Genomic DNA, 12,545 nt, shown 5'->3' with positions numbered 1-12,545 from the left:
TATTAAATATTTTCAACACAATTAACTATTTTACATCTACTTTTGAAAATTCTCAATATAAAAATAAGGAGTTTGAACCACTTTTTTAGTATAATTTCTTAAATTTTGTGTATTTAGGATGAATGGTCTGTATTCTTATTCATTTTTCTTGTTAACCGGCCCATTCGATGATGGAGTTTCCCTAAAAAAACCACGTGCTTTTGACTGTTTGCTTCCTTTGTTTCATACAGCAATGATTCGAGTTGCTCACATCTTTCTAATGCTAACTGGAAATTCTTCGTTTTGTGCTCATACAATTTAGCCAGTTCCAACAATATGAGTTTTCTAATGGAAATAGGGGCTTCTTTCCACATTCGTTCCCATAACTCTATCGCCTTCCACTCTTCTTTCCCTTTCTTGTATTGAAGAGCGAGGAGGTGCATCGCCTCATAATTTGTCCTGTCATTCTCTCTAATAATCTCTTGGTAACGTTCTTTTGCAATCTCTTTGTTACCCGTATATTCAAGCCATCTCCCGACCTCGAACCGCTCTTGGTCAGTTGTTTGCTTATGGACATTCAATAGTTGAAAGGTTAAATGCGTATAGAGAGTGATCAATGACAATATATCCAGCTCATTATGGGTCATTACCTTGAATATACCTTCCGGATCCTTGCGCTCGATATAATCAAAATAAATCATAGGGGCTAAATATCCTGGAACATCGTCTACTCTATTAAATCCAAGAATCTTGCGCTCTACGTTTATTAATTTTACAGACTCTAACTTGTGCTTGAAGAGTCTTCGAGATCCGTGATAAAGGTCAAAATGTCCAAATGCGGGCAATTTGGGAACATGATCTTTAATGAGTGTATGCCTTGTCTTAACTTGAGGCCAATCAAACGCTTTTCCGTTATATGTCACGAGTGTGTTATAATCCACATGGCTTAAAAAACTGTGATAGAGAGGTATTTCACTTCCTGGTTGAGGCAAAAAGTGCTGGGTCACAATCACCTCTGTTTCTGTCACCCTCCCATGCCCTAATAAGAAGATTGTATTTCCAACCCCCCCACCTAAACCGGTCGTTTCCGTATCAAAGAAAAACATTTGTTCATGATTAAGCCCTTTAGAAGACAAGGGATGAACACCTGCAAAGTCTTGCCAAGCATCCACTGCGCTAATAAAATCTTTAAACGTGTAGTCCCCATGCCGATGATCGATTGGATATCGCTTCTCTCTCACCAGACAAAAATCACCGTCAATACCGTACACAGTGGAATCATTTTGTTTCCATAAATCAAGGAATGGCAAATCTGCCGTTTCCTGCTCTAAAATTGGAGGCTGACTTTTCTTCTCTTCAGCGACGTCTTCTCTAATAAGATGTTTTTTCATTCTAGATAATTTATTTTTAAGTGACATTTTGATTCCCTCCTTCGTTATTGAAGGAAAAGATGAAGAAGCTTTAATGTATCCACTTTGGCTGTGTCCAGTGAATGATCCGTTCCAATACAGGATGGACACCCAGCTTTACACGGACATCGCTCTATCATAGCAGATGTTTCAAGGAGTATTTTCTCCATCTGTTCATACACCTTTTCACTTAACCCGATTCCACCAGGGTACCGATCATAGATAAAGATCGTAGGCTGTTCATTGTGTGCAGCTTTTATTTGTGGCACCACGAAAATATCACTGGGGTCGCACATCACAAATAAAGGAATAATCGATTTCAAGCTTTGTGCCGCCCCAATGAGGCCTTCTTCCAAACGCTCCTGACTAAATGAAGCAGCGTCTCTTAAAGAAATCCAGCTGGAGCTCGTATGCAGCTCCTCTTCAGGAAGATGGATGGGTCCTGACCCAATATTTTCGTGGGTATCAAATTTAATTTTCTTGAAAATCGTTGCCATTGCTTGAACAGTTACGTCCCCATAAGCTACGTCATACATTTCCTCAGTGCGAATCTTGTCTGTTTCGAGTACTCTTAATTGTACAGCCAGATTGGCATCTGTGAAATAATCCACGTCCACTTCCCTTACATACGCTTTCTTTTCTTCCCAATCCAGTTCCTCTACTTGAAATTGAACTCCTTGATGTAAATATATCGCTTCATCATGCAATAAGGTCATAGCTGAGAAACGATCCATTTCCCCTATTACTTTCACGGCTGAGATATCGGTTTGATCAATAATAATGACATTCTCCTGGGATGCTGAGCGAAGGCTGATGTTATGTGCAGGAAACACATCATTCATCCAATACCATTTTTCACCGTTCTTATGAACAACCCGCTCTTCTACTAAAAATTCTAAAATATCATCAATGTCGTGCCTGCCAAATTGTTCACCTTCCTTAAAGGGAAGCTCATAGGCAGCACACTTAATATGATCAATGAGAATAATCAAATTATCAGGGTTGATTCTCGCCGTTTCAGGCGTTTGCTCAAAGAAGTAATCCGGATGCTCAATAATGAACTGATCTAATGGGCTTGAGCTTGCTACCATGATCACCAGAGATTCCCCATGTCTTCTGCCGGCTCTTCCAGCTTGCTGCCAAGCACTTGCGATCGTCCCGGGATAGCCGGTCATGATGCACACTTGTAATTGACCGATATCTACCCCTAATTCAAGGGCGTTCGTACTGACAACTCCGTAGATTTCACCAGATCGCAAGCCTTTTTCAATCTCCCGGCGTTGAGTCGGAAGATATCCTCCCCGGTACCCTCTGATTGATTTCGCTCCTAATTGACTCTTCACTAATTCTTGTAGGTAAGTAAGAATAATTTCCACTCTCACCCTGCTTCTGGCGAATATGATGGTTTGCACCTTATTCTTCAATAGCTCACCAGCAATTCTCCTTACCTCCAGGGTCGCACTCCTGCGTATGTTCAACGGTTTATTTACAATGGGAGGGTTATAGAATACGAAATGCTTTTTGGCACTGGGTGCCCCGTTATTATCAATCAAATTCATTTCTGTACCGGTTAAGTTCTCTGCCAGCTCTTTAGGATTTGCAATCGTTGCCGAAGTACAGATGAATATGGGAGAAGCTCCATAAAACTCGCAAATTCGTTTCAATCTCCTGACCACATTGCTTACATGGGAACCAAAAACCCCCCTATATATATGTAGTTCATCAATTATTACGTATTTAAGATTCTCAAAAAGAGATACCCACTTTGTATGATGAGGAAGGATGGCTGAGTGGAGCATATCAGGATTCGTTATGACAATATGCCCAGCTTTCCTTACTTTTTGCCGGATATTGGCTGAGGTATCTCCGTCATATGTATAGCTATTAATAGAAGCTTCTGCTTCTGAAATGATTTCGTTCAACTCACTTTTCTGATCTTGTGCAAGTGCTTTAGTAGGAAAGATATATAGCGCTCTCGAATCAGGGTTGTCCATGATCGTTTGTAATACGGGAAGATTATAACAAAGAGTCTTTCCCGAGGCTGTAGGAGTTACCGCGGTAAAGCTCTTTCCTTCCATTGCCAGCTGAAAAGCGGAGTGTTGATGGATATAAAGCTTTTCAATGCCTCTTTGTTGCAGCGCATTTTTTATTTTTTCATTTATCTCCAGTGGCAAATCTACCAATTGAGCGGGTTTTTCTTCTATGGTATGCCAGTGAACAATCTGTTTATTAAAATCATCGTCTTTTTTAAAATGTTCAATCAACTGTTGAAGATTGTTTTTCTTAAACACAGGTATCACCTCTTCTATTTATTTTACCGAATCTATGTTCGAAACTAAAGAAAAAAAAGCCAGGATATCTCTTCCACACTTATCCAATTTAAATGTAAAGGAGCCTAAATGGGGAAGACGTGAATTCTGTGAGCTTATTCGTGAACCGGTTTATATGGAGGTATAGGACAAATGCACATATTCAGCAAGCATTCATACACTAGTATGAATACCTTTGCGTGAAAGGAGCATACCTATGTCAAACGAGAAAAAAGGTTTTGGTGACCTGATGCATTCCATGAACGAGTTTTTTCATGAAAGACCTATGAAAGGAATGCTTCAAAGCATTGATGGATTTTTCACATCATCATCTAACCCATTTGGTTCTTTCCCCGTCGAATTAACTGAAACAGACAATTATTATATCGTGACTGCACAACTTCCAGGTATTAAGAAAGAGCAAATTCAACTTGATGTGTTCCCTCAGTACATTACGATTTCTGTAACCAATAAAGAAGAATTCTCCGAGGAAAATGATCAAAATCAAATGATAAGAAGGAAGCAATCCATGAAAAAAAGCAGCAGGACCATTCCATTTCCAAGGGTGGTTAATGAAAAGAATGTGAAAGCTTCACATAAAGATGGATTGCTGACTGTCAAGGTAGACAAAGAATCCGGTAAACGAATACCTATAGAATAAGTTTCCTATTACCATTTGAAAAAGGAGCTGCCGAGTCGGCAGCCCCTTTTTGTCATTCTATAGTTTAAATATCCCACCCAAGCCTTTTACCAAAGAGGAAACTTGATTAATTGCCCCCATCATTTGTCCTGTAGTATTCATCATTTTATTAAAATCTAAAGATCCATCCTGTGACTTGAATGAATTCATGATCGAACTTACTCCTCCAGACTGAGGTTTAGCCATGAACGAGGCTTTCGGATATGGATTAGCATAAGCCTGTTGCTCCATTGCTTTCATTTGGTACGGATTGTATTCTTTCTCCTGTAGAGGATTTTCAAAATATGGATTCATTTGCTGCTGGTTCATCTGTTGATATTGGTTGATTTGAAACCCCGGACCAGGATATTGGACTTCTGGTTGAGGATAATAATTAGGTTGGAAAGATGCATATTCTGGAGGTCGCATACCCTCTACTTGATAGTTCATCAATGGTCCCATATACGTTGATTGCGAATGATAACTTGGATGATAGTTACGCATCTGTCTCGAATGAAGGAAAGAATTCATACTTAGCCCCCTTACTTTATAATGGTTACTATACTTTATGTTTTAACTGGTTAAATGGTGAAAAAACCCATAAAGATATTTCGACAATACGAGAAGAATGTCGGAAGTTACACTATTCTTACAACTTAAAGAAAGGGTTTTCTATGATAGGATAAATGTAGATGCAACGCAATGAAATATAAGTATTGGGAGGAATTATGATGAACCTGAGTGAACTGCTGAAGAGATACGAAAGTAGTAAACATTATCAAGCAACGGATCAACAAGAACTTCTTACTATGGCCAAAAAACTTTATATTTCTAATGAGATTTCACTGCATCATTATAAAGAGCTGTCGAAGCAAATCAATACAATAGAAGAAAAAGCAATTTCAACTCCATAATTTAAAGAGGCTGCCGATCGGCAGCCTCTTATTTTTCATTCAATTCATCCAACTGGGTTTGCAGTACATATGAGACAGATTGATAATGACTGATAAACCGGTTGTAACTGGACTCTGGAAAGAAACAGTGAACCGATAGCATTTCAATATTATCGAACGTGTTTATAATTTGAGGGAGATGAAGGTGTTTTGGCCTTTGTTCCTTGATCCAAATCAAGGACAGCTCTTTCCACGCATCATTCTCTGCTTTTACTTTATCGGCAAAAGGTTTCACTTCTGTGTAGAAGTCTCCTTTTTCACCTGACTCACGCCTGCCTTTATATTCTTTCATCATCTGCTCAACAAGGGTGATCAGTTCCCCCGTTACTTGCTTCAACTCTTTCAAAAAAAGCCCTCCGTAAAAATGTAGACAAAAATAAAAAGTAGCACAACGCTACTTTCTTATAAATTCAGTTTAAGACGTCTTATAGGATAATTCAAGTTTTTGTAAGACAAAGGACTTTTCTCTATTTTTCATAAGAACGGTTTTAGATTCCGCTTTTCTCTCCACTGAGCTTAATTTACTGTCGATTTTCTGTATCTGGTTCGTTAACGAATTCATTCCTTCTTGCTCTTCAACTGAGATTCGATCATGCAGACTTTGCTCTAATTGATTCAAACTTTCTTCAATTTCAGCTAATTTCAACATAATATCTTGTTTTGGAAGCATTGTGAATCCTCCCACCTTTTTTTTGGATTAGTACTGTAATTCTCTCTTTATGACCCGTTCCCTTCCCCCCTGACAAAACTAGAAGCGTTTCGCCAAAGAAAGTGTAAAATGGACATTCCGTTAATTATGTTTCGACACTTACTGAATAAAAGAAGCGGAAACTAGAAAATAATATAGGTGGAGGTGTTACCCAATGAAAAATCAAAAAAACAAACAAAATAAACAGCAAACTACAAATTCAGCCCAGACCAAAGCCTCAAAAGGCAACCCTAAACTAGAAGGCGAAAACCGTCCAGCGACATAAGAAAGCGGAAGGGCTTTGCCCAGAGGCGACAAGCATAAGACGAGAACACCGGAAAGACGTTCTTTGCCTTTTTGGTGTTCTTGACTTATGACCTCGAGCCTCTAAGCCCTGTAGCTGGACTAATCAGAAAGCGGAGGCGGCTCGTTCAGACCCGACAAGCATAAGGCGAACCACCCGGAAAGGCGCTCTTTGCCTTTTTGGGTGGTTTGACTTATGACCTCGAGGGTCTAGCCGCCGGAGCTGGACTAAGAAGAAAGCGGAAGGGCTTTGCCCAGAGGCGACAAGCATAAGGCGAGAACACCGGAAAGGCGTTCTTTGCCTTTTTGGTGTTCTTGACTTATGACCTCGAGCCTCTAAGCCCTGTAGCTGGACTAATCAGGAAGCGGAAGGGCTTTGCCCAGAGGCGACAAGCATGACAAGAAGAGACCAACACTATTTTAAAGCGTTGGTCTCTTCTTCTTTCCCCTCCACTTCCAAATCTTTGTGAATACCCCTCTTACGTTTGCCGCTTTCTCAAGCTGTCTTTGCTTATGAAAAAACCATTTTGTTAATTCGATTCCAGGAGGGAGTTCTTGCTCTTTGTACCAATCCTTATCAATGTTCTTTTTAATCGACCAGTCCGTATGAGCGTTCCATTGATGTGGAACATCTTCATAAGCTTGATGGAGCATTGGTGTATTTGTTTTGGGGACTCCTTTACAAAACTGTTCGTAGTCGCTTCTAGATCCTGTATGCTCTACTTGTAAAGCAAATTTCAAAAAGGAGGAATGATAATCAGGATGAAATAAAATCGCAAATAATCGATTTCCTAACAGGATTCTGTTTTCGGTTTTTCTAAAGCCATGGACACTCGCACCTAAAAGCTCACCCTCTAATGTTGGAAATAGAACAGAGCTGAAATGAAGATGATCTTCTATGAAAAATAGAGAGGAGCCAAACACCCTCTTCTTATAAACCTCATGTTCAATGACTGGTTCTTGAATGAGGTGTTGCTCATTTATTATTAGAGAATGAACTAATCTGTGGTCATCTTTCTCCTCCCAGTAACAATTCCACTCCTCTTCCATGAAGCTTGAAATATGAAATTCTTTAAACAAATGAAACATTTTCTTCTTATACCTCGTCGAATAATGATAGAGAAGGAGTTGGGGAAAGGCATCCTGAAAAATACTCCAGTTCGCTCTTTCGTACGTCATAAATAAATCATCACGGGTCGCGGGTTGTAAAAGGCGCGGGAAGATATCACCCTTTAAATCCGTCATATTCCAGCCGGCATTCCTTGACACCATCGATGCCAGAAACGACCATTTTATTTCAGGGTGAAGAAGAAAAAAGTTTTGATAAGCGATTGTTCTTGATATATTATCTTGATTATGTAAATTCACTAGCTGATTTACTTCGTTAATCCACTCATTTGTACGTTTAGGTTCAGGTATATAGGGTAAAAAGCGAAAAGTATCGTTGATTTCATCCATCCTTTTTATCCCCCTTTCTCCTTTAGCCATAGATTGAGGAGATTTGTAAACAATTATTCACACAAATTGGAGTGGTTTCTGTTATGATATAGATTAGTCTGCGAGGTGAATTACCATGAAATTCCATTATCCTAATGGTAAGAAATATGTGGAAGCGTCATTACCCTCAAAAAAAGCGAAGGCAAAACCGAAACAACTATCCTATAGCAACAGAGGGATGACCCTTGAAGAAGACATAAATGAAACGAACCAATATTATTTAACGTTTCATAAAGCAGTCATTCACAAAAAACCGACTCCCGTTCAAATAGTGGATGTCCATTACCCATCGAGAAGTGCTGCCGTCATTAAGGAAGCATACTTTAAGCAGCCCTCCACGACGGATTATAATGGTGTGTACAACGGAAGATATATCGACTTTGAAGCGAAAGAAACAAAGAATAAAACGTCCTTTCCACTTCAAAATTTTCACGAGCATCAAATTCAGCATATGGAAAACGTCCATAATCAAGACGGCATTACCTTTGTACTAGTAAGGTTTTCTGCTTCCGAAGAAGTGTTTCTACTCCCCTACAAAGCTCTAAGGATTTATTGGGACCGCATGACAAATGGAGGAAGAAAATCAATCAAACGGGAAGAGCTTGAGGAAAAAGGAGTCATCATTCCTTTAGGACTACACCCCAGGGTCGATTATTTAAAAATAGTTCATCAGTTATATTTTTAGTTTACGAAAAATGAGTTAATCTATATTTTATCTCAATATCAGTAGTATATTTTAAATCTTAGACAATACTAAAAACACAGAAGATTGAAAGTGAGGAAACAATATGGCTGGTCAATATAAGTCAAGGGAAGAAAAGCGTCTGGCCCAACAAAAGTCAAAATCCACAAAGAGCAAGAAAAAGGGCTCTATGGTTAAACGCGTCATTATATCATTATTTATCATCGGTATTATTGGAATGCTGGCTGGCGCTGGATTATTTGCTTACTATGCGTCCAGTGCACCTAAGCTTGATGAAAAATTACTCAAGGATCCGATTGCATCAGAAATTTATGATATGAACGGGGAATTGATCACGACCGTTGGTAAAGAAAATCGGGAGTATGCAAACTTCGATGACATCCCAAAGGTAATGCAGGAAGCGGTCCTCGCCACAGAAGACAATCGATTCTATAAGCATAACGGAATTGACTTGATTCGATTAGGGGGCGCTGTCATTGCCAATGTAACAGGTGGTTTCGGTTCAGAAGGTGCTTCGACGATTACCCAGCAAGTGATCAAGGGATCTTTTTTAAGTCCTGAGAAAACGTTAAAAAGAAAAGCTCAAGAAGCATGGCTGGCTATCAAGCTTGAGCAGGAATATACAAAAGAAGAAATCTTTGAAATGTATTTCAATAAAGTATATATGTCCGCCGGAATTAACGGAATGGCTACTGCTGCAGACTATTATTACGGTAAAGACATTAAAGACATTGAGCTTCATGAAGCAGCCCTGATTGCCGGACTGCCTCAAAGTCCAAACAACTATAACCCTTTTAAATATCCTGAAAAAGCGGAAAAGCGACGAAATATCGTTCTTTCTTTAATGGAACAGCACGGTAAAATCACTGAAGAGAAAAAGAAGAAAGCACAGGCCATACCGATCACTGAAGGATTGGTATCAGCTGAAGAAATCGAAAAGAAAAACGGAAACAAATATCCTGCGTTTGTGGATGCAGTTATTGATGAAGTACAAAAAATGGGTGACTATAACCTATTTTCAGATGGTTTAAAGGTTTATACAACCGTTGATCCGAATGCTCAAAAACGTTTGGAAGAAATTTTAGCAGGTGAAAATACCAGCTTCAGTTATCCAGAGAATCCTGAAGAGCCCATGCAGGCGGGGGTAACCCTGATGGATACGAAAACTGGAGAAATCAGAGCGATTGGTGGCGGAAGAGAACAGGATCCAAACGTTCAGCGTGGATTTAACTTTGCAATCGATACAAAACGTCAGCCTGGATCTACGATTAAGCCATTAATAGACTATGCACCTGCCATTGAGCATTTAAAATGGTCGACGTATCATATTTTAAAGGATGAGCCTTATAAATATTCTGATGGAACTGAACTCAATAACTATGATGGTCAATTTAAGGGGCCAATCACGATACGTGAGGGTCTTTGGGATTCCCGAAATATTACTGCTCTAAAAGCTTTTCAGGAAGTCGGTCCAGAGAAAGCAGAGAAATTTGTGAATGGTCTCGGATTAAAGTTCGATCATTATTATGAATCTGCTTCAATCGGTGGTGTGTCTCCTGGAGTAAACTCCGTACAAATGGCCGGTGCTTATGCCGCATTTGGTAATGAAGGCATTTACAACAAGCCACATACGGTTACAAAAGTAGTATTACGCGATGGTGAAACAGAGATTGAGAATGATAATAAACCAAAGCCTGCAATGAAAGAATATACAGCTTATATGATTTCTGATATGCTGCAGAGCGTCATTGATCATCCAAGAGGAACAGGCCTTTATGCCAAGGTGCCAGGGTTACCGATGGCCGGGAAATCAGGTACGACGAACTATACTCAAGAAGAACGCGAGAAATACGGAATTGCTAAAACAGGCGCACCTGATTCATGGTTTGTAGGCTATACCACAAACTACACAGCGGCGGTTTGGACTGGGTATAAGACTCGTTCCATACCACTATCCCCTACGGACAGAAGGGTTTCACAGTACATCGTCAGTGACCTGATGAGCTATGTTCATGATGGCGTTGACACACCAGATTTTAATAAACCAGACAGCGTGGTTGAATCCAAGGTTGAATTAGGAAGCAACCCGGCTAGACTACCAAGTGAATATACTCCAGATGACAGAGTGATTACTGAACTATTTGTCCGTGGAACGGAACCTTCCAAGGTTTCAAAAGAATTCGACAAGATTGATGCACCTTCAAATCTTAAAGGTAAATTCAATAAGAAAGATCAAACCATCACTCTTGCCTGGGATTATGGTAAAGAGAAGGATGTTCAGTTTGAAGTGGCGGTTTCGATAAATGGTGAAGCGAAACAAGTATTAACGACAACAGATAAGAAAGGATTAAATGTTGAAAACATTCAATCCCAAGGAACGTTCACCTTTGAGGTTGTAGCAATATCAGGAGATCAGCGCAGTAATCCTGCAACGGTTAATGTTGATGTCAAGGCTACTGATGGTGAAGATGAAGAAAACCAAGATGAAAATAACGATGAAAATCAAGATAACAATGGTAATGGTAATAATAATGGAAATAACAATGGTCAAGGAAATGGTCAAGGAGATGGGAATGAAGAAGATTCAGGTGATGATGGTGAAGACACAGGTAACGATGATGGCACTACTCCTCCGCCTGAAGGAGACGGGACTGGTGACGGAGGTACAGATGACGGCACTGGTGATGGCACTGGAACCGGAGATGGCACTGGAACCGGAGATGGGACTGGCGACGGCTCAGGTACTGGAGATGGCGCCACGAATGGTGCACCTGCTACCCAATCAGACTCCCGAAGAGAACAAGAATAAGGTAAAAAGGCAACGAGAAAATTTTCTCGTTGCCTTTTTAATTTTCTCTATCTCGTTTTAGAGCCAGAGATTTAGCATATTGTTTATGTTGTTCCTCGAATAGCTGAGATAACTGTATGAAGGAATGGAAAAGGGTTGGATTGCTTCTGATAAATGACATTCTCTCCCCTGCGTTGGCAGGTTTAATGGAAAGGTTATCAATGGGAGTAATGTCAGAATTTAATATTACTGGCATTGAATTACTCCAGTATAAAAGCATATAAGCTTGCGCAATACTCTTTTTCATCAGAGGTAATGTATCCTTAGAACGTTTTTTAAATAACGTTTTAAGACACTCCTCCCCCTCTCTCCAGCTCTTAAGTATGATACCTATGAATAATTCATGATCCTCCCAGGGAAGCGAACCTGGAGCTTCCTCATTGAAATAGAGAATTTCATAAGCAAAAAATGGTTCATCGGGTATGATATGAGAAGCATCCACTCTCACCTTTGACTCAAAAAAGAAAAAAGGATCATATAATTGTATCGGAATGCTCAAGGTCAGTTCTTTCATATGTTACCTTTTTTCTTTAGTCTCTTCTGACCTTCTCTGCATAAATCGACCAGCGGGCATACATCACATTGGGGTGATTGGGCTTTACAATGGTACCTTCCAAAAAAAATCAACCGGTGATGAGTTTCGGACCATTCTTCTCTCGGGATTTTTTTCATTAACGTTTTCTCTACTTCTAATACGCTATCTTTCCATCGGCAGATCCCTAATCTCTTACTTACACGTTCGACATGGGTATCTACTGCCAGAGCGGGCACTCCAAATGCAACCGATACTACTACATTTGCTGTTTTCCTTCCTACGCCCGGCAGTTTCACTAATTCTTCATGACTTTCAGGCACATTTCCTCCATGTTCAGTCAGAATGATTTCACATAGTTTACGAATGTTTTTCGCTTTGTTTCGGTACAACCCGATGGAGCGTATATCCTGTTGCAGTTCTTCCAAAGATACATTCAGATAATCTTCAGGTTGCTTATATTTTTCAAATAAGCCTTTGGTGACTTTATTCACTAAGGCGTCAGTACATTGAGCCGATAGAAGGACCGCAATGACAAGCTCAAATGGATTTTCATGACGCAGCTCACAATGAGCGTCTGGAAACATCTCTCTCATTTCATCTAAGCAAATTTGTATTTGTTTTTTATTTAGCATGTATCCTAAT

General features: G+C 39.8%; 12 protein-coding genes. 4 read left to right on the top strand and 8 right to left on the bottom strand.

Annotated features, from left to right (window positions below; all coding sequences use genetic code 11):
• Positions 1-113 precede the first annotated feature (113 nt).
• A complete protein-coding gene (locus AC6CIB_RS00385; RefSeq protein WP_498277316.1) occupies positions 114-1,397 on the bottom strand; it encodes a ribonuclease H-like domain-containing protein in 1,284 nt (427 codons plus the stop codon).
• Positions 1,398-1,414: 17 nt separating this feature from the next.
• The gene (locus tag AC6CIB_RS00380; protein ID WP_498278592.1) at positions 1,415-3,652 is read right to left on the bottom strand and encodes a DEAD/DEAH box helicase; all 2,238 of its coding nucleotides are present in this window, start codon (positions 3,650-3,652) and stop codon (positions 1,415-1,417) included.
• Positions 3,653-3,914: 262 nt separating this feature from the next.
• Here AC6CIB_RS00380 and AC6CIB_RS00375 point away from each other — a divergent pair, with 262 nt between their 5' ends.
• Positions 3,915-4,358 (top strand): Hsp20/alpha crystallin family protein, encoded by a 444-nt coding sequence (locus AC6CIB_RS00375; protein WP_498277315.1) that lies wholly within the window; start codon positions 3,915-3,917, stop codon positions 4,356-4,358.
• 57 nt (positions 4,359-4,415) lie between these two features.
• Here the strand turns inward: AC6CIB_RS00375 and AC6CIB_RS00370 are convergent, their stop codons facing one another.
• Positions 4,416-4,907: a YppG family protein gene (locus AC6CIB_RS00370; RefSeq protein WP_498277314.1), complete on the bottom strand. Its 492-nt coding sequence runs from the start codon at positions 4,905-4,907 to the stop codon at positions 4,416-4,418.
• Positions 4,908-5,107: 200 nt separating this feature from the next.
• Between AC6CIB_RS00370 and yppF the strand changes: the two genes are divergently transcribed.
• Positions 5,108-5,290, top strand: coding sequence for a YppF family protein (gene yppF, locus AC6CIB_RS00365; protein ID WP_148969432.1), 183 nt, complete (start codon positions 5,108-5,110; stop codon positions 5,288-5,290).
• A gap of 28 nt (positions 5,291-5,318) precedes the next feature.
• On the opposite strand, the gene AC6CIB_RS00360 is transcribed toward yppF, so the two are convergent.
• The 3 genes from AC6CIB_RS00360 to AC6CIB_RS00350 form a co-directional block, all read right to left on the bottom strand.
• Positions 5,319-5,675, bottom strand: a complete 357-nt coding sequence (locus tag AC6CIB_RS00360; protein WP_498277313.1) for a YppE family protein — start codon at positions 5,673-5,675, stop codon at positions 5,319-5,321.
• A gap of 69 nt (positions 5,676-5,744) precedes the next feature.
• Positions 5,745-5,999, bottom strand: a complete 255-nt coding sequence (locus AC6CIB_RS00355) for a hypothetical protein (RefSeq protein ID WP_498277312.1) — start codon at positions 5,997-5,999, stop codon at positions 5,745-5,747.
• A gap of 741 nt (positions 6,000-6,740) precedes the next feature.
• The gene (locus AC6CIB_RS00350) at positions 6,741-7,778 is read right to left on the bottom strand and encodes a DUF2515 family protein (protein ID WP_498277311.1); all 1,038 of its coding nucleotides are present in this window, start codon (positions 7,776-7,778) and stop codon (positions 6,741-6,743) included.
• Positions 7,779-7,893: 115 nt separating this feature from the next.
• On the opposite strand from AC6CIB_RS00350, the gene recU reads away from it, so the two are divergent.
• Positions 7,894-8,502: a Holliday junction resolvase RecU gene (gene recU, locus AC6CIB_RS00345; RefSeq protein WP_498277309.1), complete on the top strand. Its 609-nt coding sequence runs from the start codon at positions 7,894-7,896 to the stop codon at positions 8,500-8,502.
• A gap of 103 nt (positions 8,503-8,605) precedes the next feature.
• Positions 8,606-11,329, top strand: a complete 2,724-nt coding sequence (locus AC6CIB_RS00340; RefSeq protein WP_498277307.1) for a transglycosylase domain-containing protein — start codon at positions 8,606-8,608, stop codon at positions 11,327-11,329.
• Positions 11,330-11,366: 37 nt separating this feature from the next.
• On the opposite strand, the gene AC6CIB_RS00335 is transcribed toward AC6CIB_RS00340, so the two are convergent.
• Together AC6CIB_RS00335 and nth are read right to left on the bottom strand one after the other, a co-directional pair.
• Complete coding sequence (locus AC6CIB_RS00335; protein WP_498277306.1) at positions 11,367-11,882, bottom strand: YpoC family protein; 516 nt, start codon at positions 11,880-11,882, stop codon at positions 11,367-11,369.
• Positions 11,879-12,535: an endonuclease III gene (gene nth, locus AC6CIB_RS00330; RefSeq protein WP_498277305.1), complete on the bottom strand. Its 657-nt coding sequence runs from the start codon at positions 12,533-12,535 to the stop codon at positions 11,879-11,881. The genes AC6CIB_RS00335 and nth overlap by 4 nt, the downstream gene beginning before the upstream one ends.
• Positions 12,536-12,545 lie beyond the last annotated feature (10 nt).

It is taken from the genome of Rossellomorea sp. GQ25 (assembly GCF_059758515.1).
The sequence above is the reverse complement of the archived record's forward strand: the minus strand, read 5'-3'. Positions and strand labels throughout refer to the sequence as shown.